We start from the raw sequence: 26,238 nt of genomic DNA, 5'->3' as shown, positions 1-26,238 counted from the left end.
AGTATTTAAAACCATACACGATGTCATCTGTAACGTCTTCCGCCGCGTCGTTGCCGCAAGGCTTCATTCCTGTCATGCTTACGCCTTTCCTGGAAACCGGTGAGGTAGATTATGAAGGGTTAAAAGCACTGACCGACCTGTACCTCGAAGCGGGTGCTGCGGGGTTGTTTGCCAACTGTCTTTCAAGCGAAATGTACGAGCTATCGGTGGAAGAGCGGTTGAAAGTGACGCGTACGGTGGTGGAACATACAGCAGGACGAGTGCCGGTTGTAGCTACGGGAACCTTCGGAGGACCGATTCCGGAGCAAGCGCAATTCGTAAAACGTATATACGAAACCGGTGTGCAGGCAGTGATTGTAATTACCGGGCTGCTGGCAGGCGAGGACGAATCGGACGAAGTGTTTATCCAACGGGCAAAGGAACTGATCAGCCTTACCAGCGAGGTTCCGCTCGGTTTTTATGAATGCCCGGTTCCCTACAAGAGGTTGATCGGCAGTGAAGTCCTTGCGGAACTGCTGCCGTCGAACCGCATTATCTATCATAAAGATACCTGCCTGGATATCGAAGAAGTCATTCGCAGAATCAAAGTGGCCGAAGGCTATCGCTTCGGGCTTTACGATGCCTACATGGTAAATGCGACAGCATCGCTCAAAGCAGGAGCTGCCGGGCTGTCATGCATTCAAGGAAATATTTATCCCGAACTGATCGTCTGGATTTGCAACAATTACAACAATGCGGAGCGACAGGAAGACGTAAAAACGCTCCAAGCGTTCTTCGTCGAGTCGATGGATATTGTGCATTCGGCTTATCCCATCATTGCGAAATATTGCCTGCAAAAAAGAGGCTTCCCGATCTCGACCTACACGCGCCGCGACGTGGGCGAGCTGACCGCCGATTTGCAGGAACGTGCCGACCAGCTGTTGGACGAAGTGGACCGGATACAAGCCACGCTCGGGATTTCGAGTGTGTTTAAAAAGACTCTTGAAGCACCGTTGAAATAACCCAATCGGATCAAACCCTAAATTTTGAGCTATGACTTTTCCTAACCAGCAAATTTTGGATCGGGTAACCCAGGGCGATGAAGCTGCATTTACGCAACTCCGTTCGTACTTTCATGTCCCTGCATTTAAATTTTGCTCCGTTCTCCTGAAAGACGAAGCAGAGGCGGAGAATGTCATCAACTCCGTTTTCAACAAAATCTGGAACGAGCGGCTGGACCTGCGGGGCGAGGGTAACTTCCAGTCTTACCTGTTCAGCAGCTTGAAAGACCAGATTTTTGGGGAGATGCGAAAATACAGCGATCCCGCTGCACGCAAGCAGTATCTCGATCGTATACAGTCATTTCGAGCCAGCTAACAGGCCCGTTTAGGAGTATAATATTAGTTTTATGCTATTTAATAGTATTTTTTTAGCATTTTGTCCATTGCACAGGATGGATTATTAAAAAAAATTCTTTTAAATTGAGCAATGGCAGCCAACCTAAACCCTGCCAGCATTGATTTAAAATGAAACCGCATTTCCATAAGGTCCCTATCCCTTCGAGGACTTCGTTCAGCATCCGTCATGACAAAGATTCTGGCTTCGGCACGGTTTGGCATTACCATCCCGAGTTGGAACTCCACTATCTGGTCAAGGGAAAAGGGGTAAGGTTCATTGGAGACAACATCAGCAATTTTTCCGACGGGGAGCTTATCCTGTTGGGCGAAAACCTTCCGCATACCTGGCGGGTGGAAGAAGGCGCCAGTAACACGACGGTGGAGGTGGTCATCATTCACTTTTTGCCCAACTGCCTGGGCAGCGAGTTGCTCCTGCTGCCGGAAGCTTACCAGATCCCCAAGTTATACGAACGTGCTAAACGAGGTCTGCTGATACACGGTGAAGCGAAGGAGAAGGTGATTAGGTTGATGCACTCTGCAGTGGATGCTGAAAATCTCGACCGGCTGATCGCATTGCTATCGATCCTGAAAATCCTGGCGGAGGCAAGTGAATATGAAACGATCGCTTCCGCACATGCATTCTACAAGTCTAACGATGCCGAAACGCTGCGTTTGAACAAAATATACGCCTACACGCTGTCCAACTATCGCAACGACATTTCCTTGCAGGATGTAGCGTCGATCGCCAACCTGGGCATTACTTCTTTTTGTAGGTATTTTAAACTGATGACCAAGAAAACCTATAACGATTTTCTGGTGGAGATCAGGATTAGCCAGGCTTGCCGGTTCCTGATTGAAGATAAAATGGCGACGGAGGTGATTTGTTTCGAGTGCGGCTTCAACAATGTTTCCAACTTTTACCGGCATTTCAAGAAGGTTACCGATATGACTCCCCTGGAATACAAGCGGAAATATCTTTACAAAGCCGCACCCGAAATGGTCTGATCATTTATCATGATTCTTCATCCACTCGTCCATTGAGAAACGTCCGGAGCCTACCACGGCGAATGTTATGACCAGGATGAGCGTAATCATCGAAAGCCACAGCTCGGAGTTGAGGTACGAAAAGCCGAGCCGTATATTGACAAAAAACACGGCAGTGAGCAGGATCGGTATCTGAATGATGGATGCGATTCTGGTCAGGCATCCCATTGCGATCAGGAATCCGCCAAAAATGTGCGCAAAAGCTACGTAGTGAACGGCCGTGACAGTGTACAAGTGAAAGTCGAGGCCGGTAATCAGATGAGACAACTTGGTGGTATCGCTGATGAAACTGATACCCTTAGCAAACAAAAATACTCCCAAAGCAATACGAACTATGTCCATCCAGGCCGGATGGTGTGTATCGCCCCAATGCTCGATTCGATCCATCATGTTCATAACTTCTCAAATTTTGGTTTCAAGAAAGTTACAGGATTGAATGGACTATGTCAAGAGAAAATGGCTTTTTTCCAAGCCTGTTAACAGCTAAAAATCAATGTTTTTCGATCAGGGAAGTGTGTTTGGTATCCTTCATCCGAATGTAAACGATCAGTGAAATGAAAATGCAGATGGTCACGTACCAGTAGTACCAGGCCTCATGCCCGAGATTCTTGGCCCACAATGCGAGGTACTCTGCCGTGCCGCCGAAAACCGCCACGGCGATCGAATAGGGTAGGCCCACGCCCAGCGCACGCACCTCCACGGGAAAGAGCTCGGCTTTCACGACCGCATTAATGGAGGTGTAGCCGCTCACAATAATCAGCGCAGCCATCAGTAGCCCGAATGCCGGCCACATTTCTGTCGTGTGGCTCAGCGTGCTGAGGAGGGGATAGGTAAAAATTGTCCCTAAAACTCCGAAAGCAATCAATAGGGGCCGGCGGCCGATACGGTCGCTCAACGCTCCGAAAACCGGCTGCAATGCGGCAAATATGAACAGGGAGCAAAAGGTCAGTATCGTCGACTGGTATTTTGTAAGGCCGACGGTATTCACCAGGAACTTCTGCATGTAAGTGGTGTAGGTATAAAAGGCCAATGTACCGCCCGAAGTGAGGCCTATTACTACCAAAACGGCCCTGGGGTGTTTCATCAGTTCTTTCAGCGAGCCTTCCTTCTTTACTTTAAGGTCTTTGGATTGAAATGCTTCCGTTTCATTAAGGTGCGCGCGGAGGTACAACGCTACCAGCGAGAGCATTGCCCCGATCACGAACGGAATACGCCAGCCCCAGTCGTGCATTTGCTGGTCGGTGAGGAAGATATTTTGTAAAATGAGTTGCAAACCTAATGCAATGAGCTGCCCGCCGATGAGCGTCACATATTGGAAGCTGGAAAAGAATCCGCGTTTTTCTTCGGTCGCTACTTCGCTGAGGTATGTGGCGGAAGTACCATATTCACCACCGACACTGAGCCCTTGAAGCAGCCGGGCAACTAATAGGAGTAATGGCGCCGCGATACCGATGCTGTTGTAACCCGGCAGGAATGCGATCAGCAGGGAGCCTAATGACATGAGCAGTACCGAAACCGTCATCGCCACTTTGCGTCCGCGGTTATCCGCCAGTTTCCCAAAAACAAATCCGCCGATCGGCCGCATCAGGAAACCCACCGCGAAAATGCCCGCCGTATTGATCAGCTGGACCGTCGGGTTCGAATCCGGGAAGAAGGTATTGGCAAAATAGAGGGAGAATGCGGAGTAAGCGTACCAGTCGTACCATTCGACGAGGTTACCTGCGGAACCGCCGATAATGGCTTTGAGGCGCCAGCCGGTATCGTCTTTGTGTAAAGTCTGCTCCATAAATCGGGATTAGGTTTTCCCAATTTACTTAAATAAAGTGCAAATCCATGCGGCTGCGTGCTCTACCAGGCGCGTGTGGCCGCTTTTTAGTTCAATGTATTGGTTTTCGGGAAGCAGCTCCGCCAGCTTCTTTACTGCTTTCGGTTTCAGCAGACTATCATAAACGCCCGCAAAAAGATAAATCGTTACCCCATTCGCATTAGCCGCCCTCACTAACGCCGGAATATCAAACCGCAAGTCACGGAATGCGACCCATGAGCGGTAAATGGTCTGTCTTTTTTCGGGTGTATTTAAAACCTGCTGAGTAAACCTTACTAGGCTTTTACTTGCCAGTTTCAATGTCCGCGCTACGCGAACGCCGGGAAAGAACACGCCTGGGTGCCGCATGAGCCAGCCGTAAATCCATCGCGCAGGCGGAATGCGCGTCGCGAGCGCGTACATGGGATGCTCGGATACGCCATCGGGCGCGATCAGGAATGCATGGTCGATATTTTCAGCAAATGCTTCCAGCGTAGCCAACGCGAAGCGGCCACCGATGCTGAAACCGGTAATATCGAAGCGGGTGATATTATTTTGGTGGAGGAAATGCGCAATGCTGTTTTTCCAATTGGCTTTTGAAATGACTTCAAATGCGGCGTCGCTATGTTGGCCGTGGAAGGGGAGATCGAATGCGTAGATGGTGTAATGTGAGCCGAGGGATTGAATCGCAGGGGCGAAGCACGAGGAGCCATCTTGCCCTATTCCATGGAATGCGAGGAGAACGCGCGAGCCGGAGCCCAGCTGGGTGAAAGGGAGTGGAACTATCAAATTTTCGTATGTGCTGGTTCTTAGGAGAAGTCTAGTGGGTCATCAAAATCTTCAGACATTATGATTGTGCCTTTCATCATCCCAAATCTCAGCGGTTTCTTGGTGGAGCTTTCAATAACTTTCCCTCCGGCAACCAGTTGTTTTATGAAGTCTTCGAATAACATCGATTCTTCATTTTTTCTTTCTTTCACTAGGAGGGAATCAAGAAGATCTTCAACGATCTGGCCGTGCTCTTTGAGATCAATTACCACATCCGTTTTATTTCCTTCTGAATCGATAATGTATCGGATTCCGTTCATGATGGAGCGCTTAAATGTAAAGATTAAATTTAAGCTAAAACAAAAAGACCTCCAAACGCCCTGCTCATTGAAACAGCCCGTTTGAGAGGTCTTTCATTATTTTACGCTTCCATCAAATAGGCCTTGATGAACCCGTTGATATCACCATTCAAAACGGCTTCCGTGTTGGAAGTCTGGTAGTCGGTGCGGTGGTCTTTTACGCGGCGGTCGTCGAGGACGTAGCTGCGGATTTGCGAGCCCCATTCGATTTTGCGCTTCGAAGCTTCCACTTCGGCGCGGGCCGAGTTGCGCTTTTCGAGCTCGATCTGGTAGAGACGCGATTTCAGCAAGCGGATCGCCACCTCCTTGTTCATCAGCTGCGAACGTTCCTGCTGGCAGGCGATGATAATGCCCGATGGCTTGTGGTGCAAACGTACCGCGGTTTCCACCTTGTTTACGTTCTGTCCACCGGCGCCGCCTGAGCGGTAGGTATCCCAGGTAATGTCGGCCATATTCACCTCGATCTCGATGTTGTCGTCCGCGAGCGGGTACACATACACGGAGGTGAAGGACGTATGCCGGCGCGCATTTGAGTCGAATGGTGAAATGCGGACAAGGCGGTGCACGCCGTTCTCCGATTTCAGGTTACCGTACGCATATTCGCCGTCGATTTCGAGCGTCACGGATTTCACTCCCGCCACATCGCCGTCCTGCAAATCTACCTGGCGGACCTTGTAGCCATTCTTCTCTGCCCACATGATGTACATCCGCATGAGCATCGAGGCCCAGTCCTGAGACTCGGTACCACCCGCTCCTGCATTGATCTCGATCACGGCAGGCAGTTCGTCGCCTTCTTCGCCCATCATTTTCCTGAACTCGATTTCGTCCAGTTTATCGGCGAGTTTTTTGCCTTCTTCGTCCACCTCTTCTTCAGTGGCCTCGTCGGCTTCATAAAATTCCCAGATCGTGTCCAGGTCGTCGCGCAGGCGCGCAAGTTCCTCGTAACCGTTGGTCCAGAATTTCAAACCCCGGATCTCCTTCATGACCTTTTCCGCGCGGGTAGAGTCGTTCCAGAATTCGGGTTGAACAGTTTGCTGTTCGAGTTGTCCTAGCTGTTGTTTGCGGTTAGCGTAGTCAAAGATACCTCCCCAAAGCCTCTACACGGGCTTTCAAGTCTTTCAATTGCTCTGCAGTCATTGAATTTTTTGAATTTAAGTTTAAAAATAAACGGTTCGCTGTTGTGGTATCGGCTTTGCCAGGTTTAGTCAAGTGTGGTCATTAGTGGTCATGAATTGTCAGGTGTGGTCATTTGTTGTGACTATTTCCTGCTTGAATCACCGCAAGCCGTTGCCTATTGTTTTAATGTAGTTGTTAAGCTTAATGGATAACAACTCACAAAGTTGGTTCAATTCTGTGAATTTTTCCCTAGAAATCAGATTCCTGTTTAATGCTTTGGTAAGCCAGTTTACCGTTTCCCTTAAAGAACCTCTAGAATAGTAGCAGAAGTTCAGATTCTCTTTGTAATGGTATCTTCCAAAGCCTTCGGCAATATTGGCAGCGATAGAATCGGCGGAGCGGATCAGTTGTTTGCCAAATGCATCTTTCACAAAATAGCTCCAATCGTCTACTATTCGCCATATTTCGTCGCCAATCACCATTGCCAGCTGGTATACTTGCAGTTCTTCCAGTTTCATCATGCAGCCCGTTTGTTACCAAATTGATACGCCAGAATCTCCCTTTGGTAACAACTTGTAATAACCTTATCAGCTTCACAACAAATGACTTCCTGACTACACTTGACCACACCTGACTATTTTCTAACCCCACTTGACTAATTCCCGACCCCGCCTGACAACATCTGACCACACCCGACTAATTCCTGACCAACTTCTGACGATAATTGTTACCTTTGCGTCAAAATTTTGTCAACCCATTTCGTACAATAAAAATACCGGAAAATGGCTCAAACATATGATGTGATTGTAATTGGTAGCGGCCCCGGGGGTTATCCCGCAGCCATTCGTGCTTCCCAATTAGGACTTAAAGTTGCTATTGTTGAAAAAGAAAGTTTAGGAGGGATTTGCCTTAACTGGGGTTGTATCCCAACAAAAGCATTGCTGAAAAGTGCTCAGGTATTCGAGTACATCAAGCATTCAAAAGATTACGGTATTAATGTAAGCGAATCTTCGGCTGATTTCGGTGCGGTGATCAAACGCAGCCGCGGCGTGGCCGACTCCATGAGCAAAGGGGTGTCGTTCCTGATGAAAAAGAACAAGATTGACGTCATCATGGGTGCCGGTAAAGTGAAAGGCCAGAAAACGGTTGAAGTAACTGACAAGGATGGCAAAAAAGTAGATTACACTGCTTCAAAAGGTGTGATCATCGCAACAGGCGCTCGCGCTCGCGAGTTGCCGAACATCAAGCTTGACGGACAAAAGATCATTGAATACCGCAAGGCGATGAGCCTCGAAAAGCAGCCTGCTTCCATGCTGGTAATCGGTTCAGGCGCGATCGGAATGGAGTTTGCGTACGTTTATAACTCAATGGGAACCAAGGTTACCGTAGTGGAATTCCTCCCTAACCTGGTTCCGGTTGAAGACGAAGAGATTTCAAAAGAAATCGCGAAGCAATACAAGAAGATCGGTATCGAAACTTTGGTAAACTCTTCGGTTGAGAAAGTGGATACAAGCGGCAAAGGCTGCAAAGTGACGGTTAAAACACCGGAAGGCGAGAAAACTTTCGAAGTAGACGTAGTGCTTTCAGCGGCTGGTATCGTTGCGAATATTGAAAACATCGGTCTGGAAGAAACAGGTATCAAAACCGACAAGGGTAAAATCGTCGTTAACGAATGGTACGAAACCAGCGTTCCAGGCTTTTACGCGATCGGTGACTGTACGCCTGGCCAGGCATTGGCACACGTAGCAACTGCCGAAGGGATTATCTGCGCGGAGAAAATCGCAGGTCACAAAACCGAAGCATTGGATTACGGCAACATCCCGGGATGTACTTACTGCCAGCCTGAAATCGCATCGGTAGGTTTCACTGAGAAAAAAGCGAAAGAAGCAGGTTACGATATCAAAGTAGGTAAATTCCCGTTCAAAGCGTCTGGTAAGGCAGTAGGAGCTGGTGTTACCGACGGTTTCGTGAAAGTAATCTTCGACGCGAAATACGGCGAGTTCCTCGGAGCTCATATGATCGGAGCGAACGTAACTGAAATGATCGCCGAGGTAGTAGTGGCCCGCAAGCTCGAAACTACTTCTCACGAGATCATGCGTTCCGTACACCCGCACCCAACCATGTCGGAAGCGTTGAAAGGCGCAACTGAGGCGGCTTACGGCGAAGCGATTGATTTGTAAGATTGTAAGACTTTGGCTGTCGGCTTTCGGCTGTCGGAATATTGATAATGGCAATGCCCGGGAGTTTTCTCGGGCATTGTTTATTTTTACCTAAACTACTGCTCAACTTCCTATGTCTGCTAATACACTAACCGAGCGATATTCTGAGAATCTGGAAGCATTCATTCGCTTGAAACAGGTGGAGGGAGACCTGCGTCGTTCTAATCCGAACTTTAAAAATAGGCGAGCTATGGATTTGGGACATGCTTTGAAAGCCTTCGCCGAGACCGATTTTGATGCATGCTATGAAAGGGCACTGTTGGCCGATTACAACGGGGTGCCCGCCGACTGCCGAAGCCGAAGTTCTACTTCACCTTCTGCCGCCGCTGCATCGCCTCCCGCCACGTTGTCAGCACAATCCCTTCCTTCTCAATATACTTCCGCAATTCCGGATCGATCATAGCCAGGAAATCGCCTTCGCGCGTCGGCCACGAATCGGAAATGTGTGGGAAAACTTCGGTGTGGATGGTACAATGCATAATCACCATCGTCAGGCCGGGTTTCAGTTTGCCGATTGCTTCGATGTATTTGGCGGTCTTGTATTTCTGTAACCCCTTTTCGGATTTGTCTCCGTTTTCGGGGCCTTTCCAGCCGTAGCTGCTGTTTTCGAGGTCGTCGAGCACGGGTAGTCCTGCTGCCCAAAGCTGTTTGCCCACTTTTTGCGTCATTTCGAAGCGCTCTGCAATCATTTTCTCCTCGCCCCGGATAGCCGTGTTATGTCCGCCGGGGAACATCACGGGAATCTTTTCCTGCATTCCTACTTTTAAATATCTTTCCAAAAACTCGGGCGTCGCGAAGAGCGTGCCCATGTGCGAGTCCAGGTGCGTAGGTTCAAAGCCCATGGTGCGGGCGCGTTCGAGCTGGGCGCGGATTTCAGTTTCCACTTCATCGGGAGAGGCGTTTTTGACAACGTCTGCAACGCCGCGCCACAATGCACCTTCCGGGTCGGTAAGTCCTTTAACCTGGTTCTTGCCAGCCAGCGGTCCCCAGCGATAATCTTTCCATTCCGACGTCATGGTCAAATGCAGGCCGGCGTCGATATCTTTATTCTCTTTCCAATAATGTACAAAACCGGGTACCCAGCCGCAGGGCATCATTACACTTAATGAGTTGGCAACTCCCTCACGAATGGCTTTGATAGCGCCCTGATTGGATTCGTAGGACATTCCCACGTCGTCGACGTGGATAATGAGGATTTTTTTGCCTTTGGGATAGCCGAGTTTTTCAGCGTAGGTGGGTTCTGTCGTTTGAGCAAAAGCGTTGCCCGACAACAACGTGATTAATAGCAGTAACACTTTCTTCATGATATCATTATTTGGTTATGTTTGCCATTGCATCATTTACAAGCTATACCCTTCATGAAGAACTTTGTACTAGCGGTTTTACTGCTTTTTTACACGGGCCAGTTGTTTGCGCAGCATGTGTCGCCGAGGGAGATCGTGAAGAAGTCTCTTTTGAAAACAACCGGTGGTAAACGAATGAAAAGTTTTAAACTCGTTACCACGTTCGACCGGCCGGGTACCGTCGCCTTAAAGCAAACACAAAGCGGTCCGATGCGCGACTTGATGGAGTCGCTGATGAGTATTGCTCCTGATTCGGCGAAAGAGCAAATGGCCAATGAAATAAAACGCGCCAGCGAAGACTTCGATAAGGAGTTGATCGCTATGTATGAGAGGTTGGTAGATGTTTCAATTGCTGATTTCAATTTGCAAAAGGCTGTCTACTTAAGAATAGGTTTAACAGGTGCAAAGGATACGAGCCGAACTGTGATGGAAGTTAGCGATGGTAAAATGGATGCCTTTTTGTTGAACAATCCTGCATTATTGCTTCAATACATGGCGGCCGATACCGTCGAACTTCATTTTACGGGGCTGACGAATGCGGGAAATGAAGATCAGTACATTATACAGGTGAAGATTGGGGGAAAGTGGGTGGAGGTGATGATCGGGAAGGAAAGCCGGCTTGTGTCTCAAATTGTCATTCCGCAGGTTGATACAGACCCGTTGATGGGGAAGGGGCCGGTGCACTATAAGGAAAACAGTGTTTTCACAAACTACAATAAGATATCCGGGCTGCTCTTGCCGTCCGGTTTGGAACTTACCAGCACGAGTTTCGGTGTCAAGGTCAAGTATAATCTGGCTTGGAGCCACATTAATGAGCCATTTCCTGATTCTACTTTTGTTCGTGAGCCCACGCCAGAGGAGAAAGCCAGATTCAGATTTACCGATATTGGCAACAGCCTTTTTGTTATGGAATTAACCGGGGCGAAACTCGGGAATGTGCGCACCCTTGTCGTGGAAGGCGACCAGGTTGTTGATCTCTTTACCGGGTTCGTTTACAATGAAGCGATTATCGGTAAAATGAGAAGGGCTCTTGCTGACAAATTTCCGGGAAAAAACATTCGGAATATCTTCGGAGCAGAGACAATTTCCTGGGTTCAGGCTCTTTCAGATCTGTTTGACGTTGGCACAGAGTTACACTTTCCGAAAGGATTGGGAGTTATGTCGGAAGACCAACTGCGCAGGTACAATTCTAAGGAGGACTCAACCTGGCGTACCCGGCTTTCGGATGGTACGCTACATCCCTTCGAATCCGGCTTCGTGAAGGATGGCTACCGTATCCTTATGCTTAATTCAAACCCGAATCCTAATTATGAACAGTGGCAGGCATGTTATTACCTAAGCAATCAAAAGGTGATTTATGTAAATGGCTACCTTGGGAACGAAGAAAAAGAGCGGAGTGCTACACTCTGGGAAAAGCGATTGTATGAAGTAATTACCCGCGAGGGCTTAGCCGTTGAAAAGATAGTATGCCCGAATGCATTCTTACGCGACGCACCGCTTACAATAAGCTACGAGGAGCTGCGGCTAAGGGTAACTGCACAATAGCCCCCACTTTTTCGCGTTATTTGCCAACATTTTAACGCATCCCCTGACATTCCTGCATGGCTAACTCGCGCAACCTGTTAACCTGTTTGCTACTGTGCCTGATCATTCCCGCACAAGCTCAGCATTTTTCCCTAAGTCGCCTTTTTTATCCGAACCTGACGCTCAAAGCGGATTATGCGGTGCCTTCAAGCCTGGATGGGACGCGGGATTACGGCGTTTCGAAGACGGGCTTTTTCGGGATTATTCCCTTGCAGAGTGAGGTACAGCTGGGTTACAGCTTGCGCAAAAAATTCGATCTCCGGGCCGTGCACACGGTTGCCATTGCGCAGTATACCCAGATCCAGCCTACTTTCGATGGTAAGAACAATCCAGCCAACGGTTATAAAACGTTATCGCTCGGTGTGATCCGCTTGCAGGCGAGCATTAAGGACCGGCTGTGGGTGTATGGCGGCGGATTGGGCATGACGGAGAGCAATGAGACGTTTTTTAGCCCCCAACCATTCTTTTGGGGTGGTGCTGCGAGGATGCACATCCTTGGGCTCCGCACGCAATTCATGTACGGATCGGTGCTGGCTTACAACCAGAAGCTGCGGTTCATTCCGGTATTGGGTGTAAATAAGGGATTAGGCAAGCACTGGCGTGTATCTGCATTGCTGCCGTTTATGGTGAATGCGAATTACAAAGCTACCAAATGGTTCAATGTCGATTTCCTGGCCGGGCTGAATGGATACAGCGGCGGGTTCCAGGTGCAGACTCCCGAGGAGAAAGCATTACGGCGTGAAAATTATCGTCAGATCAAAACGGGCGTAGCGGCGAATACGCATTTGTTTTCGGTGCTGAATGTGTCGGTAGAGGCCGGTGTGACCACATTCAGGCAGCTGCGCACATTCAACAGTGCCCGCGAAAACCTCACCTCCTACACGCCAGCTACCACGCCGTACATAGGCGCAAGCGTACGCTACATCACGAGCCGGTCGCGCTTGTCGTCCAGATTTACGCGGAGAATGGGCCTGGGAGAAGGCGGAATCAACTGGTAGACTACACCAGTTTTTGAGCTTCCGATTTCAACAATGCTTTGTCAATAGGTACCACACCTACCATTTCACATACGAGTCCGCCGCCGAGGTTAGAAATGGCGGCTACGCTTTTTGGTGGAAGGCCCAATGCTACGCAGCAGGCCGCAATGCTGATTACCGTATCGCCCGCACCGGAAACGTCGGCGATTTGGCGGATGTGCGCAGGCAGTTTATGGATTTCATCGTTGAAATCAATGAAAACCCCTCTTTCCGATAACGTGATCAATGCGCCATTGACTTGAAGCGTATCTTTCAAATGCTGGACAGTCGCTTTCAATTCTTCAAGGTTATCCACATTGAAATCCACTTTCAACCCTTCGCGAAGCTCTTTCAGGTTTGGTTTGAAAAGTGTGACGTGGTTATAGGCCAGGAAGTTGCGCTTTTTGGGGTCAACCACGGTCGGTACGCCGGTCGCGTTGGCGAATGCGGTGATTTCGGCGATGGATTCGGGCGTAAGTACGCCTTTGTCGTAATCTTCAAAAATAATCACCTGGCAAGAAGGGATAAGTTCCTTGGCCTTCGCGATTAGTTTTTCAGTTTCTGATTTTGAAACCGGTTTGTCGGTCTCGGTATCGATCCGCACCACCTGCTGGGAACCGGCGATAATCCGCTCTTTAATAGTCGTAATGCGGTCGTCGCTGCGGATCAGGCCTTCGCAGTTCAATCCTTTTTCTTTCAGGCTGTTTTCGAGCAGGTCGCCGGGGCCGTCGGTACCGATTACCGAGCATATAATGGCCTCTGCACCGAGTGATTGTACATTCAGCAGCACATTACCTGCGCCGCCAAGCCGGTACTCCCTTTTTTGAACATTGACCACCGGTACGGGTGCTTCCGGAGATATTCTTTCAACTTTCCCCCAAACATAGGAATCGAGCATTACATCGCCGATTACCAGTACACGTAGGGTATCAAATGCTTCAAAAACCTGATCGATTGTCATGTAGTTATGTGCTAAAATTGCCGGCAGATCTGCATTAAAAAATCAGACCTTGGCAACAAAATGCAGGCTGGTTACCTGAAATCTTTTATTGAGATAAAGCCGGTGCGCGTCCGTCCGGGCTGCATTTACGCCGGAATCGAGATGAACCTCGTTGAACCCTTCCTTCCGGGCATATTCGGCGATCCAGTCGAGCAGTATACCTGCATAACCCTTGCCGCGCTGCGTCGGCAAAGTCGAAAGATCGTCGATGTAGATGTATTTTCCACGAAAAAGATTGTAACCGGTTTCAAAAACGGCCACTGCGGCGGCATCGGGGCTGCCATCTTCGATGAAAATGATTTGCCGGTTGTCGGCGAGGGTTTGCTTTACGGCGTCGGTATAAATGTCGTCGGTCAGCAATGGCCGCAGCGCCTGGATGGCGCCGCGGCATTTGAGGATATCGGCGTCGTTCTGGACGGTTTCGATCGTCATAGTCCCTTGTTATGTCCTACGATGGTCAGATTGTTCAGATTGTGGCCCATTTTGTCACGCTTGGTGAGCAGGTACTTCTCGTTATAAGGATTAGCCGGAATTTCGATTCCGACCGAATCCACGATTTCAAGGCCATAGCCGATTAGTCCAGCGCGTTTCTTGGGGTTGTTGGTGATGAGCTTGATTTTGGTCAGTTCCAGGTCACGCAAAATCTGCGCGCCTACGCCATAATCGCGGTCGTCCATCGGGAAGCCCAGTTCAAGATTCGCTTCGACGGTGTCGCGGCCCATTTCCTGCAATTTATAGGCTCTTAATTTGTTCAAAAGTCCGATTCCGCGGCCTTCCTGGTTCATATAAACAATCACACCTTTACCAGCCTGATCCACCATTTCCATGGCAGCATGAAGCTGAGGCCCGCAGTCGCAGCGGCAGGAGCCGAAAATGTCTCCCGTCACGCACGACGAGTGCACGCGTACGAGCACGGGTTCGTCTTTTTCCCAGGTTCCTTTCACCAATGCGAGGTGCAAATCACCGGTATTGATCTGGCGGTAAGCGATCAGATCGAAATGGCCCCATTTGGTAGGCATATCCACTCCAATCTCACGTTTGATCAGCGATTCCTCGCGAAGGCGGTACTCGATCAGATCTTTGATGCTGACGAGTTTCAGATTGAAGCGGTTCGCAATTTCGCGCAGCTGAGGCAGGCGAGCCATCGAGCCATCTTCATTCAAAATCTCCACCAAAACACCTGCCGGTGATAATCCCGCCAGACGTGGGAAATCGATTGCCGCTTCGGTATGGCCGGTGCGGCGAAGCACACCGCCTCTTTTCGCTTTTAATGGGAAAATATGTCCGGGGCGGCCGAGATCAGCAGGCTTGGTATCCTTGCTGACGAGCGCCTGGATGGTCTTGGAACGGTCGCTGGCCGAAATACCGGTAGTGCAGCCGTGCCCGAGTAAGTCGACGGAAACAGTGAATGCCGTTTCATGCAGGGCGGTGTTGTTGCCCACCATCATTTCCAGTTCAAGTTCGGCGCAGCGCTCTTCGGTAATGGGCACGCAGATGAGCCCGCGGCCTTCCCTCGCCATAAAATTGACTATTTCCGGCGTTACCAGTTCGGCAGCGCAGATAAAATCACCTTCATTTTCACGGTCCTCGTCATCGACAACGATGATAAGCTCCCCTCTTTTGATTGCTTCGATGGCGTCTTCGATAGAGTCCAGCGCAATCGGGTTCGTATTGTTACTCATTAATCGGGTTAATGAAAAAATAGTTTTAAACTAAAACTCGTTTTTACTCTGCAAAGGTACGTTGATAATGTCGAAAGTTCTATTTTTGAACGTCCGTTACAAATTGAACAAAGGATTTGCATGATCCGTTTCACCGGAACATGCCAACGCCAGCACACCTCGCGGAACCTACTTTACTCACTATGAAACACAGGCTACTGATCATATTTCTTTTAGGCATTTTTTCGCTTGTTCATCAGGAAGTTTCAGGTCAGAGCTTTTGCAGTACTACCGGGGCGTTTACGGTAACGCCCGAGACCGGTTGCGCGCCGATGCAGGTGACGATTACCAACCAAATGACCAATGCCGAAAGCGTGACCTATTCCTACAATTTCGACCGGAATAGCACGAGCCCTCCCCAAGAGGCTGACCGCTCCTACGATTTAACCCATACCTACAATGAACCGGGCACCTATACGATTCTCCAATACGGCAGTATCAAAGACGTCGGAGGGTTCAGTTTGTGTAGAGATGTGACCGTAAAAGAAACCCGTGGGCCGAAAGGAGAACTGATCACCTGCCCCAACGGCAAGGCTATGGTCACGCTTGGTGACGACCCGGTAACGAAAGCATATGATGTGGTGACGATCAACTGGGGCGATGGCAAGACAACGGATGTCAATCTGAAAACCAATACGGCTGCATTTTTCGAACATACTTACAAACCCGGCAATTTCCCGGCCATTACACTGAAAGGGTCTTATACCAACAGCGCGTGTAATACGGAAGCGAGCACCACTACTTTAACGGCCGCGGGGGCGCAGTCCCTTGGCAGCATCCGGATCAGAACCGTCGAAATGCCCGAAGATGGGAATGCGAAAGTCATTTATGACGGAATGGACGGAATCGAAACCAAGGTGTATGTCGCCAAGGGAAATGGAGAGTTCGCTTTTACCAACCAAAGCAGGCAAACGGGTGGAGTGCAGTCGGTATCGGTGCCATCGCTGGACCCCAAGGCTGTCTACCGCTTTCAACTCCGGTCGACGGACATATGCGGTAATGTCATCACGAGCCCGATCGTAAGCAGTGTTGTAATCAAAGAGGGAAGCCTTTCGCTCGATGAAATCATTTCTCTCGAATGGGAGACAGAGTCTAACACTGACGGAGAGGTAGAATTTCAGCTTAAACGGAACGGCGCGGTGATTTTCACTATTCCTCCCGGCAAGCGGTCGTATGAAGATACGGACGTCAAATGCGGGAATACTTATCGGTATGAGATAGTCACCATCATCAACAACGACGTCCGCTCTTATTCAGCGCCTATCAGCCTGGCACCTAAGTCTTCGGCACCGGGCGATATCACCAACGCTCTCGTCACGGTTAATGACAACAATACGATCGGTACCAAAGTCGAGCTTTCGGGCGAAGGGCTCACCAGTGAGTACAACCTGGTTGTTGAGCGGGCATTACTGGGGAGTACGAATTTCGAGGTTGTTTCCCCGGCGAACAACCAGAGTTTGCAATGGGACGATACGAACGTTAACACCTCGCAGAACTCCTATTGTTATCGTTTCCAATATGAAAATGCCTGTAAAATGAAATCGCCGTCGTTCAGCACGCCGGTTTGCTCCATTTTGCTGGCAACAAATACGCCCGATATTGTCTGGAATCCCGAGGCGCCGTTCATCAGTACCGTTGAAACTTATACCCTGCAACAGGTTGATGAAGGGGGCAATGTGGTCAATGAAACGCCCAAAGGTCTTTCTACCAATCATACCCTCGATCTAGCATCCCAGTCTGATTTCGGCTACCGGATCGAAGCAAAATCATCCGATGGTAATTTTACGAGCTTATCCAATGTGCTTAATTTCAGAAGTGAGGCTATTTTTCTCGTCCCGGATGCATTTACACCGAATGGGGACGCCTACAACGAGCGTTTCGAGGTGAAGGTGTATTTCGTTAAAGACTTCAAAATGTCTGTTTTCAATCGCTGGGGTGAGGTGGTTTACCATTCCGAAGATGCTGCCGAAGGCTGGGATGGTAACATCAAAACCGGAAAAGCGCCAGGCGGTTATTACCTCTACAAAATCGAAGCGACCAACGCTACGGGCCAGACGGTAGTCAAAAATGGGAGCTTTCTCCTAATAAGATAGGATTTTTTCAAGACTATCATTCCCGGGATAATACTTTTTTAATGTGCCCGTTTAATAGGTACGCGTTACTGCCACCCCTAAATAGCTTATTTTTGCTATTGCGTTTTTGAATTCGTTATGATTCCCGGAAACTTATTGTTCTATCTATCGTCTTTGAAAAAAGGTCAGGGTTAAATATGCCACACTTATGAGAATAACACTACTATCCTTCTCCTTCTTTTTTCTTTTTCTATCCGCTTTCACTGGTTATGGGCAGGGAAGATGCAGCATTGGCGGTGGCGGCTTTACCATCAATACGACGGCGGGTTGCGCCCCATTATATGTTGAGTTTAAGAGTACTGTTCCCAATGCGACCTTTGTCGGCTATGATCTAAATTATACCGGAGGCGAGCCAAACCTTTCGACAAACCGTACCAGCATTACCTACCAGTCTGCGGCAAAAGGAACCCTGCTGCAATATGGAGTGACCAACACTGGTGCTGAATTTTCGCATTGCGAGAAGATCACTATTTACGAAAGCAGACGTGTCAATATGCAGTATGCATCCTGCGGGGGCGGCAAAATTGTCATGACCTTGACGGACGATGATGTTTTGAAAGCCTACGACCAGGTTGAGATCAACTGGGGTGACGGCGAACCTCCTGTTTATTGGAAAAAAGGAGACGCCCTGACATTCGAGCACAATTACGCAAGTGTAACCAGTAGCCCAACGCTGTCGATAACCGGTTTGTACGATGGAGGTAAACCCTGCGCGAAAGGCCTTACAGCTCCTACTACCATCAAATTTGAACGCGCTCAGCTCAATGAGATCCAGGTGAGCGCTGTAGAAATGCGTATCGACGGCACGATCAGATTAACTTACAAAGGCGTTGCCGGAATACCGACCAACATCCAATACAGTACCGATGGGAGCACCTACGTTACTTCCGGAAAACGCTCCTCAGGAGGCACCCAGCCTTACGATATCAAGGGAACGAATCCGGCGCAGAGCTATAAAGTGAGGCTGTCGTCCGAAGACTTATGCGCTGGCAGCACTGAAACACAGCCAATCAGCACGATGACCATGACCGGAACTTCAACGGACGGAACTAACACGCTTAAATGGAACCAGTATCCGGATGCTTCCGCATTTGATGGCTATGATTTGCTTCGAGACGGGGTTGTTATTAAAAGCTTCTCTGGAATAACGGAAACAACTTACGCCGATAGTGATGTAGAATGCGGTTCATTTGCCGAGTACCAGATTGTGGCGAAATTGAAAACTGCGACATCCATGTCGGCACCTGTCCCTCTGAAAGTAGAAACGGGTAGCGCCAAGCCGCTCAGCGGCGGATCAGTTTCAGTATTAGACAAAAGCAGTGTTGCTATCAAAGCCAGTGTTCCCGGTGCGGGCCCCAACACATCATTTGAACTGACGATCGAACGTGCAGAGGCTGGCAGTACATTATTCAAGAAGATCATCACGCTTTATAATCAGAACGATTATATTGACAACGCCGCCAAGACGGACGAACTATCGTACTGCTACCGAATGAGCTACGAAAACTCCTGCGACCAAAAGGTACCCGCGTCGGAGCCGATTTGTACGATTCTTTTGACCAAAAAGCTGACCACCCTTAACTGGACCGGTGATAACCCGATCCTTGGCGGTTTTGAGGATTACACAGTCGTTCAGACGGGTTCGGGAGGGGCTTCGGAGGACATACCGGTGCAAAAAAATACGAGCTACACCGTGAAGCTGAACAACCAGAGTGCTCTGGAATATAATTTCCTGGTACGGGCCGTTTCTCAGGACGGTAGTTTTGAGAGTTTATCGAATATTGTCAACTATCGCCGCAGCGCGGGCGTATTTGTTCCAGACGCATTTACCCCGAATGGCGACGGTTATAATGATATTCTGGAAGCGAAATCGGAGCAGTTGCAGTCATTCAATATGTCGGTCATGAACCGCTGGGGCGTGGTTGTCTTTCATTCCGACGACATTGCCAAAGGGTGGGACGGAACTTTCGAAGGAACCAATGCGCCGGTGGGCTATTACTACTACAAGATGACTTTCGTCGACGACATCAATCAAACTGTTGAAAAAAGCGGTACTTTTATGCTTTTACGGTGAGGAACTATTTCCGTAAAATAAGTTTTTTCAAGTTTTAAACTTAATAAGTACAGCTATGTTTGGAAATATGGCGGACATGATGGGCCTCATGGGCAAAATGAAGGACCTTCAGTCGCGTATGAAAGAAGCACAGGAGCAATTGGTTTACATCACCGAAACCGCCGAATCGGGTGGGGGAATGGTGAAAGCGACCGTCGATGGGAAAAGAAAGCTGCTTAGCCTGGATATCGACAAGGATATCATTAACGCCGACGATAAGGAAATGCTGCAAGACCTCATTGTAGCGGCAGTTAACAAAGCCAATGAGAATATCGAATCCAAAATTCAACAACATCTGCAAAAGGTAACGGATGGAGTGCTTCCCAATATTCCAGGGTTGGATTTGGGTAGCTTTATGAAATAACCGAATACCGAATGACTCCCTCTGTTGCGATTGTAATCCTGAATTATAACGGTCAGCATTATCTCGAAAAATTCCTTCCAAAAGTCATCGAGCATTCCGGAAACCACGCGGTATGGATTGCCGATAACGCTTCAACAGACCATTCCCTCGAATGGCTGAAAATGCATTACCCGGAGCTGAACACGCTCACGATCAGCGAAAACAAAGGTTATGCGGGAGGTTATAATGATGCGCTGCGCCGTATTCAGGCCGACTATTACATTCTGCTTAACTCCGATATCGAGGTTACCGAAAACTGGATCGCCCCGGTGATCGAATTCATGGAGTCGGACCCGCTTATCGCCGCCTGCCAACCCAAAATACGCGCATACGACCTGCCTACGCATTTCGAGTACGCCGGCGCGGCGGGCGGTTATATGGATTACCTTGGCTATCCTTTCTGCCGTGGCCGCATTTTCGATACACGGGAAGAAGACCTGGGGCAATACGACGACGAGAAGGATGTATTCTGGGCCACGGGTGCCTGCCTTTTTGTACGTTCGTCTGCATTCCACGCCGCATCCGGCTTCGATGAGTCGTTTTTCGCCCATATGGAGGAAATAGACCTTTGCTGGCGGCTGCTCAATATGCGGTTCCGCATTACTTATTGCGGTAAATCGACGGTTTACCATGTCGGCGGCGGGACTTTGCACAAATCCAACCCCAGGAAGACATTTCTGAATTACCGCAATAACCTGATCATGCTTTTCAAAAACCTGCCGAAAGGTCGCAGGTGGAAAACGGTGTTCATCAGGCTGGTGCTCGACGGTATTTCCAGCGTACGGTTTATGGCTACCGGGGCCTGGCCCGACGTTTTAGCCATTGTAAGGGCGCATTTTGCCTTCTACGCGATGATCCCCGAACTGACACGGAAAACACCGCGAACCCGTTACAGGGCGCCGCTTTATTACAGAAGTGTTGTGTGGGAGTATTTTGTGCTGGGGAAACACAAATTCGGCAAGCTCACGGGCATCGAACCCATTAAAGCTCCCAGATTGTAGGGCTATTGTGCCGGCGCCAATGCTGGTGCAGATCCATCCAAAACGCCAATACCAGGTACAGGATAATGGGTGAACCGAAGGTCATGAAGGTGGCGTAGATGAAGTATTTCCGGATGCTGCTCGCCGGGAAATTGAGCTTTTCCCCTAGTTCCGCACAAACTCCAAATATTTGGTTTTCAACGAAATACCTAAACTTGTTCATACCTGCTTTTTGATAATTGCCTCATAATTAGCGATTTTCGCCCGGATATGCAATTCTGCCGTGTGAAATTTGCTTTAAATGAGCCAAAAAGGCAAAATACCGCTTGCTCGTTAAATTTTCAAATTCTTTAATCAAATAAATTGTTTTACAAACAATTTTTGTTTCTTTGTGATTGAAGAATTTGTAAGTTGTTCATTATAATCAAGATGTCTTCGGGAGAATTTCCAAAATTTCTTTTGCTAATGCGTTGAGCCTCCCTCAATTATTTGGTATAGCCATTTCGACTTTTAACTGAAACGCCTACATATCTTCTGTATTTTCACCTTATTTCAATTTTTTTATTTCAACTATTATGCCAACAGGTACTGTAAAATTTTTCAATGAAGCTAAGGGATACGGCTTCATCGTGGAAGACGACACAAAAAAGGACATTTTTGTCCATGTGACAGGATTGGGAGGACTTACTATCCGTGAAAATGACCAAGTAGAATACGAAGTCGTTGAAGGAAAAAAAGGACTTAACGCTGTGCAAGTAAAAAAGATATAATTGTATTTTTTTTTTGCAAGAGAAATTAAAAATGCCGCTAGTAAGCGGCATTTTTAATTTACAAGCTATTCTACCCAGGACTTCACGTCGTCCAGCAGCGGCATCTTTTCATCTATTTTGAGCTTCTTCCGCATTCCGCCCAAATCGTTGAAGATCTTGTTCGGATTTGCACTTTTCAGTTGCTCGATCGTCAGGATGTTCATCTTTTGCAAGGCCGGTACCCATACCGCCGGCACGCCCGCGGTCACGTAATCAGCTTCTTTCGCGATCTCTGCTTTCTTTTCAGGACGCATTTGCGGGAAGAAAATCACTTCCTGGATGCTGGCATTGTCCGTCAGCAGCATGGTAAGGCGGTCGATACCGATACCGATACCCGCGGTTGGCGGCATACCGTATTCCAGTGAGCGGATAAAGTCGTCGTCCATTTCCATCGCCTCGTCGTCGCCCTTTTCTTTCAGGCGAAGCTGATCTTCGAAACGTTCTTTTTGTTCGATCGGGTCGTTCAACTCTGAGTAGGCATTTGCGACTTCGCGGCCATTCACAAACAGTTCGAAACGCTCCACCATCCCTTTTTTGGTGCGGTGTTTCTTAGTCAGCGGCGACATTTCAACCGGGTGATCGATGATGAAAGTAGGCTGGATAATGTTCGATTCCACTTTCTCCCCGAAAATTTCGTCGATCAGCTTGCCTTTGCCCATGCTTTCGTTCACTTCCATTCCCCACGCCCGGCATTGTTCGCGGATCGCGACTTCATCGAGCGCTTCCACGTCGAGACCGGTATATTGCTTGATCGCGTCGGTAATGCTCAATCTCGGATAAGGGCCTGCAAAATCCAGCTCCACATCCCCGAATTTCGCTTTGGTAGTGCCGTTCACCGCCAATGCTACTTTTTCGAGCACTTCCTCAGTCATATTCATCATCCAGAGGTAATCCTTGTAAGCGACATAAAGCTCCACAGTCGTGAACTCCGGGTTGTGGGTACGGTCCATTCCTTCGTTACGGAACAGCTTTCCGAATTCATAAACCCCTTCGAAACCACCCACGATGAGGCGTTTCAAATGCAGCTCGGTGGCGATACGCAGGTACAAGCCTAAGTCGAGCGCGTTGTGGTGCGTCGTAAACGGGCGTGCCGCCGCGCCCCCGTGGATGGATTGCAACACCGGAGTTTCCACTTCCAGCCAATTATTCGCATCGAAATACGAACGCATGGTGGTAATGATCCGTGCGCGTTTGATGAATATATCGCGTACTTCCGGGTTCACGATCAGATCCACGTAACGCTGACGGTAACGTAGTTCGGGATCGGTAAAACCGTCGTGCACATTGCCGTCCTCGTCGCGTTTCACCACCGGCAGCGGGCGCAGCGATTTGTTCAGGATCTTAAACTCCTGCACATGCACGGAGATTTCACCGGTTTGAGTAGTGAAAACAAAACCCTGCACGGCAATGATATCGCCGATATCGAGCAGCTTCTTGAAAACGGTGTTGTACAAAGTCTTGTCTTCGCCCGGGCAAAGATCGTCGCGGCGGAAATACAGCTGGATACGTCCTGTGGCATCCTGGAACTCGGCAAATGCGGCGCTTCCCATAATGCGGAAGCCCATCAACCGGCCGGCCATCGTTACGTTTTTATAGTCGATCTTGTTGTTTTCGTAGTTTTTAAGAATGTCGGCCGCGTAGGCGTTTACGACAAATTCTTCCGCAGGATAAGGCTCAATGCCCATTCGCATGAGTTCCTCGCGTTTTTGACGGCGCAGTATTTCCTGTTCGCTCAGTAGCATCTTACAGCAATGGATTGGTAAATGGAAGTAGGTATTCCAAAAGAGTGCGCAAAACTACTACATTTTGTCCTGAATAGCGAGTAAAGCGGCCGGTAAGATGCTGTAATGGCCGGTGGGACATTATTTCTGGCACGCTATTAATGTCTTGCTTATATTGTAGATCGGAGCGAACTGTTCCCTTTCATCAACAGCGCTAAACCTCTTCGTTAGATGTCTCAAAAGGTCTTAAAAGTCATTGGTATCGTCGCTCTGGTTTGTGCCCTGCTCTTCGGGGCGATCGAGCTTTGGGTTTACAAAAACAGGGACGAACTTTTCCTGAGAGCCAAAGAGCTGATCAATGAAAACCTCAACGGGAACCTCGAAATAGCCGATTTTAAATTCCGGCCATTCTACGGCGGCCTGGGGCTGAACTTCACATTATACGATATCAAGCTGACCGATACGCTCTACAACGTTCATCATAAACCGTTTCTTGAGGCTGGGAAAATGCACATAGCACTCGATCTCCGGCGCATTTTGTCAGGAGAAATACAGCTAAAAAACCTCGTATTGGAAGACGGCGCCATCAGCATGTTCGTTCAGCGAAACGGGTATTCCAATGCATCTATTTTCAAATCCGAAGAGCAGAAGAAAAATAAGACAGGAAAAAAGGACGCTAACGAGATTCTCCAAAAACTGGGAAATATTCGTTTCCTCAACTTCGCAGTGTCTTATTCCGACTCGGTAAAGGAGAAATACTACGGAGCGCTTTTTCACGACGCGACCAACATCATCGAGCGGACCGATTCGAGCACGAATGCCAGTTTCACCGGTGCGGTGCTTTTCAAGGGGCTGACATTCAGAGTGGAAAAGGGTGGTTTTCTGATGAACCAGGAAACGACGCTGGCTTTGGCTTTGGGTTATAATGAGGATGAGAAGAAATTAAAAATTTATCCTTCAACACTCGAAAGCGCAACACACGATAAGATCGGGATCCACGGCTTCTTCGATTTTTCGGACACGATCAAAGTATTCCACCTCAATTTCAACGCAAAGGGAATAGCCGTGAAAAACGCATTGCCATTGTTGAATCAGCGGCTGCAAAAGCAGATCGACTCGATCGGTATTCAGACGAATGTGGATACGGATGTCAAGATAGCGGGAATTTTGGGCCGGCCAGGCCTCAAACCGCAGGTGGATGTGCATTTTGAAACGGATACTTTTCGATATAACCTTCCGGTAGGCGTTTTGCGCAAAATGAAAGCTTCCGGCACATTCACAAACCGCGCGGATACAGCCAAACTGGCCGACGTGTTCAATTCGAGACTGATTGCACCCAAGATAACCGGCTTTTTTGAGACTATCCCATTTGCGTTCAAGCTGGTGGTGAATAACTTCCGGAATCCGCGGGCAAATATCGACGGCCGCATCGAAGCCGATTCCACCAATATGGGCGCATTACTCGATCCCGGACGTTACCGTTTCAAAAACGGCTCGGCAAGGATCGACTTTCATTTCAGCGGGAATCTGAGGAAGTTTTATAATCCTGCTAAGGACAATTTTGACGGCAAAGTGTCTGGTAGAGTTTCGCTCAAAAACATCGCGATGGACTATCTGCCGCAGAAGGTAAGGGTCAGCAAAATCAATGGCGATCTTACATTTAATGAGAAAGTGATGGTGATGCCGAATCTTCGTTTTCACGACGGCCAGAATATGCTATACGTGCGGGGAACGCTGCTTGATCTCATCCCTTATCTCTTCGGTTCGCCCAAACCGCTGCGGGCCAATGTAGACATTAATATCCCCGAATGGCAGCTCAACTGGCTCGAAACACTCCTCGCTGCCAGGGGTACCACCAGGCAAAAAGCCAAAAACTCGCTAAAACTTTCGGAGCTGCTCGATAATGCGATCGACAAAATGGAGATTACCGCGAAACTCGACGCAAAAAAAGTCAGGTACCGGCATTTCACCGGCCGGGACGTGAAAGGACAGCTTACGATCAGCAACAATGCGGTTAGCATCGAGTATTTCCAGCTGAAAGCATTCGGCGCAGGCCATGTACGGATTTCAGGAGAAATGGAGAACGATGGAAAGCTGCCGCATATGGCCGTCCGCGGGAAAATTGCGAACGCGGATGTGCATTCCGTTTTTTACTCTTTCGACAATTTTGGGCAGAAAACACTTACCCATCAGAATCTGAAAGGGATACTCAATACCGATTTCAACTTTGAATCCACGTTGAACAACAATGTGAAGCTGGTACCGTCGAGTATGAAGGGCCTGTTGAGGATCGATCTGACGAATGCTTACATTATCAACTTCGAGCCGTTTATGAAGATGAAAAAGTTGATCTTCAAACGACGGAACTTCGAGCGCGTCAAATTTGCCCCGATCCGTAACGATTTCCGGTTGAGCGGGCAGGAAGTGGAAATAGCGCCGATGGAAATCGAATCCAATGTGCTGACGCTCTACATCGACGGCATTTACAGTTTCGGCAATAAAACAGATATCAACATTCAGATCCCGCTTAGTAACCTCAAAAAGCGTGATTCGACTTACGTTTTAGATCCCAACAACCCCGAAAAAAGAGAGGGCTCCAAAATATTCCTCAGGGCTGTGGATGAAAACGGAGAAGTAAATATCAAACTCGCCTTCCGCAGAAAAAAGAAGGATAAATCGAAAGACGAGGAGTCCGAGGCCAAAAAACTGGAAGATATCGAGCGGTGACGG

Annotated in this window: 24 protein-coding genes; 12 read left to right on the top strand and 12 right to left on the bottom strand. The window is 48.7% G+C overall.

Annotation, left to right across the window (positions count from 1 at the left end):
- Positions 1–20 precede the first annotated feature (20 nt).
- The 3 genes from J2Y43_RS08090 to J2Y43_RS08080 all read left to right on the top strand — a co-directional run bounded on the left by J2Y43_RS08090 (position 21) and on the right by J2Y43_RS08080 (position 2,381).
- Positions 21–1,001 (top strand): dihydrodipicolinate synthase family protein, encoded by a 981-nt coding sequence (locus J2Y43_RS08090; protein WP_309992874.1) that lies wholly within the window; start codon positions 21–23, stop codon positions 999–1,001.
- 31 nt (positions 1,002–1,032) lie between these two features.
- On the top strand, positions 1,033–1,356 hold the full coding sequence (locus J2Y43_RS08085) for an RNA polymerase subunit sigma-24 (protein WP_309992876.1): 324 nt from the start codon (positions 1,033–1,035) through the stop codon (positions 1,354–1,356).
- A 149-nt stretch (positions 1,357–1,505) separates the two neighbouring features.
- A complete protein-coding gene (locus tag J2Y43_RS08080) occupies positions 1,506–2,381 on the top strand; it encodes an AraC family transcriptional regulator (RefSeq protein WP_090154804.1) in 876 nt (291 codons plus the stop codon).
- Here J2Y43_RS08080 and J2Y43_RS08075 read toward each other — a convergent pair whose 3' ends face one another.
- The 6 genes from J2Y43_RS08075 to J2Y43_RS08050 form a co-directional block, all read right to left on the bottom strand.
- The gene (locus tag J2Y43_RS08075; protein ID WP_309992882.1) at positions 2,382–2,816 is read right to left on the bottom strand and encodes a DoxX family protein; all 435 of its coding nucleotides are present in this window, start codon (positions 2,814–2,816) and stop codon (positions 2,382–2,384) included.
- 94 nt (positions 2,817–2,910) lie between these two features.
- On the bottom strand, positions 2,911–4,206 hold the full coding sequence (locus tag J2Y43_RS08070; RefSeq protein WP_309992886.1) for an MFS transporter: 1,296 nt from the start codon (positions 4,204–4,206) through the stop codon (positions 2,911–2,913).
- A gap of 24 nt (positions 4,207–4,230) precedes the next feature.
- On the bottom strand, positions 4,231–5,013 hold the full coding sequence (locus tag J2Y43_RS08065; protein ID WP_309992889.1) for an alpha/beta fold hydrolase: 783 nt from the start codon (positions 5,011–5,013) through the stop codon (positions 4,231–4,233).
- A 20-nt stretch (positions 5,014–5,033) separates the two neighbouring features.
- Complete coding sequence (locus J2Y43_RS08060; RefSeq protein ID WP_309992893.1) at positions 5,034–5,312, bottom strand: DUF2281 domain-containing protein; 279 nt, start codon at positions 5,310–5,312, stop codon at positions 5,034–5,036.
- 101 nt (positions 5,313–5,413) lie between these two features.
- Positions 5,414–6,488, bottom strand: a protein-coding gene (prfB, locus tag J2Y43_RS08055) for a peptide chain release factor 2 (protein WP_291204840.1) whose coding sequence is annotated in 2 segments (ribosomal slippage) — positions 5,414–6,427 and positions 6,429–6,488 — 1,074 coding nt in all. Because the reading frame shifts where the segments join, the coding sequence is not laid out codon by codon here.
- A 137-nt stretch (positions 6,489–6,625) separates the two neighbouring features.
- The gene (locus J2Y43_RS08050) at positions 6,626–6,988 is read right to left on the bottom strand and encodes a four helix bundle protein (RefSeq protein WP_309992899.1); all 363 of its coding nucleotides are present in this window, start codon (positions 6,986–6,988) and stop codon (positions 6,626–6,628) included.
- A gap of 261 nt (positions 6,989–7,249) precedes the next feature.
- Between J2Y43_RS08050 and lpdA the strand changes: the two genes are divergently transcribed.
- Complete coding sequence (lpdA, locus tag J2Y43_RS08045) at positions 7,250–8,647, top strand: dihydrolipoyl dehydrogenase (RefSeq protein ID WP_309992902.1); 1,398 nt, start codon at positions 7,250–7,252, stop codon at positions 8,645–8,647.
- Between the two features lie 344 nt (positions 8,648–8,991).
- Here the strand turns inward: lpdA and J2Y43_RS08040 are convergent, their stop codons facing one another.
- A complete protein-coding gene (locus tag J2Y43_RS08040) occupies positions 8,992–9,990 on the bottom strand; it encodes a polysaccharide deacetylase family protein (RefSeq protein WP_309992904.1) in 999 nt (332 codons plus the stop codon).
- A 54-nt stretch (positions 9,991–10,044) separates the two neighbouring features.
- Between J2Y43_RS08040 and J2Y43_RS08035 the strand changes: the two genes are divergently transcribed.
- Both J2Y43_RS08035 and J2Y43_RS08030 read left to right on the top strand, forming a co-directional pair.
- Entirely contained in the window at positions 10,045–11,574 is a 1,530-nt protein-coding gene (locus J2Y43_RS08035; protein WP_309992907.1) for a hypothetical protein, read from the top strand.
- A gap of 56 nt (positions 11,575–11,630) precedes the next feature.
- Positions 11,631–12,611 (top strand): hypothetical protein, encoded by a 981-nt coding sequence (locus tag J2Y43_RS08030; protein ID WP_309992908.1) that lies wholly within the window; start codon positions 11,631–11,633, stop codon positions 12,609–12,611.
- A 1-nt stretch (position 12,612) separates the two neighbouring features.
- On the opposite strand, the gene J2Y43_RS08025 is transcribed toward J2Y43_RS08030, so the two are convergent.
- From J2Y43_RS08025 to J2Y43_RS08015, 3 genes are read right to left on the bottom strand one after another with little or no spacing between them, the layout of a single operon-like run.
- Positions 12,613–13,590, bottom strand: coding sequence for a bifunctional ADP-heptose synthase (locus J2Y43_RS08025; protein ID WP_309992911.1), 978 nt, complete (start codon positions 13,588–13,590; stop codon positions 12,613–12,615).
- 42 nt (positions 13,591–13,632) lie between these two features.
- Complete coding sequence (locus J2Y43_RS08020) at positions 13,633–14,061, bottom strand: GNAT family N-acetyltransferase (RefSeq protein WP_309992913.1); 429 nt, start codon at positions 14,059–14,061, stop codon at positions 13,633–13,635.
- Positions 14,058–15,311 (bottom strand): bifunctional 3,4-dihydroxy-2-butanone-4-phosphate synthase/GTP cyclohydrolase II, encoded by a 1,254-nt coding sequence (locus J2Y43_RS08015; RefSeq protein WP_309992915.1) that lies wholly within the window; start codon positions 15,309–15,311, stop codon positions 14,058–14,060. Before J2Y43_RS08015 ends, J2Y43_RS08020 begins: the two co-directional genes overlap by 4 nt.
- 182 nt (positions 15,312–15,493) lie before the next feature.
- On the opposite strand from J2Y43_RS08015, the gene J2Y43_RS08010 reads away from it, so the two are divergent.
- The 4 genes from J2Y43_RS08010 to J2Y43_RS07995 all read left to right on the top strand — a co-directional run bounded on the left by J2Y43_RS08010 (position 15,494) and on the right by J2Y43_RS07995 (position 20,999).
- Positions 15,494–17,443: a gliding motility-associated C-terminal domain-containing protein gene (locus tag J2Y43_RS08010; RefSeq protein WP_309992917.1), complete on the top strand. Its 1,950-nt coding sequence runs from the start codon at positions 15,494–15,496 to the stop codon at positions 17,441–17,443.
- A 187-nt stretch (positions 17,444–17,630) separates the two neighbouring features.
- Complete coding sequence (locus tag J2Y43_RS08005; RefSeq protein WP_309992920.1) at positions 17,631–19,556, top strand: gliding motility-associated C-terminal domain-containing protein; 1,926 nt, start codon at positions 17,631–17,633, stop codon at positions 19,554–19,556.
- A 55-nt stretch (positions 19,557–19,611) separates the two neighbouring features.
- Positions 19,612–19,959 (top strand): YbaB/EbfC family nucleoid-associated protein, encoded by a 348-nt coding sequence (locus J2Y43_RS08000; RefSeq protein ID WP_211302183.1) that lies wholly within the window; start codon positions 19,612–19,614, stop codon positions 19,957–19,959.
- A gap of 11 nt (positions 19,960–19,970) precedes the next feature.
- On the top strand, positions 19,971–20,999 hold the full coding sequence (locus tag J2Y43_RS07995; protein ID WP_309992925.1) for a glycosyltransferase family 2 protein: 1,029 nt from the start codon (positions 19,971–19,973) through the stop codon (positions 20,997–20,999).
- Here the strand turns inward: J2Y43_RS07995 and J2Y43_RS07990 are convergent.
- On the bottom strand, positions 20,980–21,201 hold the full coding sequence (locus J2Y43_RS07990) for a PspC domain-containing protein (RefSeq protein WP_106594006.1): 222 nt from the start codon (positions 21,199–21,201) through the stop codon (positions 20,980–20,982). The genes J2Y43_RS07995 and J2Y43_RS07990 overlap by 20 nt on opposite strands.
- A 352-nt stretch (positions 21,202–21,553) precedes the next feature.
- Between J2Y43_RS07990 and J2Y43_RS07985 the strand changes: the two genes are divergently transcribed.
- Positions 21,554–21,748, top strand: coding sequence for a cold-shock protein (locus J2Y43_RS07985; RefSeq protein WP_015813455.1), 195 nt, complete (start codon positions 21,554–21,556; stop codon positions 21,746–21,748).
- Positions 21,749–21,813: 65 nt separating this feature from the next.
- Here J2Y43_RS07985 and lysS read toward each other — a convergent pair whose 3' ends face one another.
- On the bottom strand, positions 21,814–23,529 hold the full coding sequence (gene lysS / locus J2Y43_RS07980; RefSeq protein WP_309992930.1) for a lysine--tRNA ligase: 1,716 nt from the start codon (positions 23,527–23,529) through the stop codon (positions 21,814–21,816).
- Between the two features lie 210 nt (positions 23,530–23,739).
- Here lysS and J2Y43_RS07975 point away from each other — a divergent pair, with 210 nt between their 5' ends.
- On the top strand, positions 23,740–26,235 hold the full coding sequence (locus tag J2Y43_RS07975) for an AsmA-like C-terminal region-containing protein (RefSeq protein ID WP_309992932.1): 2,496 nt from the start codon (positions 23,740–23,742) through the stop codon (positions 26,233–26,235).
- Positions 26,236–26,238 lie beyond the last annotated feature (3 nt).

The sequence above is a fragment of the Dyadobacter sp. BE31 genome (assembly GCF_031457695.1).
Classification (GTDB): domain Bacteria; phylum Bacteroidota; class Bacteroidia; order Cytophagales; family Spirosomataceae; genus Dyadobacter.
The sequence above is the reverse complement of the archived record's forward strand: the minus strand, read 5'-3'. Positions and strand labels throughout refer to the sequence as shown.

What these genes read in the sequence shown, in the direction of transcription:
- J2Y43_RS08020 (WP_309992913.1), bottom strand. Translation starts at nt 14,061, where the DNA reads ATGACGATCGAAACCGTCCAGAACGACGCCGATATCCTCAAATGCCGC.
- J2Y43_RS07975 (WP_309992932.1), top strand. Translation starts at nt 23,740, where the DNA reads ATGTCTCAAAAGGTCTTAAAAGTCATTGGTATCGTCGCTCTGGTTTGT.
- J2Y43_RS08070 (WP_309992886.1), bottom strand. Translation starts at nt 4,206, where the DNA reads ATGGAGCAGACTTTACACAAAGACGATACCGGCTGGCGCCTCAAAGCC.
- J2Y43_RS08025 (WP_309992911.1), bottom strand. Translation starts at nt 13,590, where the DNA reads ATGACAATCGATCAGGTTTTTGAAGCATTTGATACCCTACGTGTACTG.
- J2Y43_RS08015 (WP_309992915.1), bottom strand. Translation starts at nt 15,311, where the DNA reads ATGAGTAACAATACGAACCCGATTGCGCTGGACTCTATCGAAGACGCC.
- J2Y43_RS08000 (WP_211302183.1), top strand. Translation starts at nt 19,612, where the DNA reads ATGTTTGGAAATATGGCGGACATGATGGGCCTCATGGGCAAAATGAAG.
- J2Y43_RS07995 (WP_309992925.1), top strand. Translation starts at nt 19,971, where the DNA reads ATGACTCCCTCTGTTGCGATTGTAATCCTGAATTATAACGGTCAGCAT.
- J2Y43_RS08090 (WP_309992874.1), top strand. Translation starts at nt 21, where the DNA reads ATGTCATCTGTAACGTCTTCCGCCGCGTCGTTGCCGCAAGGCTTCATT.
- J2Y43_RS08080 (WP_090154804.1), top strand. Translation starts at nt 1,506, where the DNA reads ATGAAACCGCATTTCCATAAGGTCCCTATCCCTTCGAGGACTTCGTTC.
- J2Y43_RS07990 (WP_106594006.1), bottom strand. Translation starts at nt 21,201, where the DNA reads ATGAACAAGTTTAGGTATTTCGTTGAAAACCAAATATTTGGAGTTTGT.
- J2Y43_RS08010 (WP_309992917.1), top strand. Translation starts at nt 15,494, where the DNA reads ATGAAACACAGGCTACTGATCATATTTCTTTTAGGCATTTTTTCGCTT.
- J2Y43_RS08060 (WP_309992893.1), bottom strand. Translation starts at nt 5,312, where the DNA reads ATGAACGGAATCCGATACATTATCGATTCAGAAGGAAATAAAACGGAT.
- J2Y43_RS08085 (WP_309992876.1), top strand. Translation starts at nt 1,033, where the DNA reads ATGACTTTTCCTAACCAGCAAATTTTGGATCGGGTAACCCAGGGCGAT.
- lysS (WP_309992930.1), bottom strand. Translation starts at nt 23,529, where the DNA reads ATGCTACTGAGCGAACAGGAAATACTGCGCCGTCAAAAACGCGAGGAA.
- lpdA (WP_309992902.1), top strand. Translation starts at nt 7,250, where the DNA reads ATGGCTCAAACATATGATGTGATTGTAATTGGTAGCGGCCCCGGGGGT.
- J2Y43_RS08050 (WP_309992899.1), bottom strand. Translation starts at nt 6,988, where the DNA reads ATGATGAAACTGGAAGAACTGCAAGTATACCAGCTGGCAATGGTGATT.
- J2Y43_RS08035 (WP_309992907.1), top strand. Translation starts at nt 10,045, where the DNA reads ATGAAGAACTTTGTACTAGCGGTTTTACTGCTTTTTTACACGGGCCAG.
- J2Y43_RS08005 (WP_309992920.1), top strand. Translation starts at nt 17,631, where the DNA reads ATGAGAATAACACTACTATCCTTCTCCTTCTTTTTTCTTTTTCTATCC.
- J2Y43_RS08030 (WP_309992908.1), top strand. Translation starts at nt 11,631, where the DNA reads ATGGCTAACTCGCGCAACCTGTTAACCTGTTTGCTACTGTGCCTGATC.
- J2Y43_RS08040 (WP_309992904.1), bottom strand. Translation starts at nt 9,990, where the DNA reads ATGAAGAAAGTGTTACTGCTATTAATCACGTTGTTGTCGGGCAACGCT.
- J2Y43_RS08075 (WP_309992882.1), bottom strand. Translation starts at nt 2,816, where the DNA reads ATGAACATGATGGATCGAATCGAGCATTGGGGCGATACACACCATCCG.
- J2Y43_RS07985 (WP_015813455.1), top strand. Translation starts at nt 21,554, where the DNA reads ATGCCAACAGGTACTGTAAAATTTTTCAATGAAGCTAAGGGATACGGC.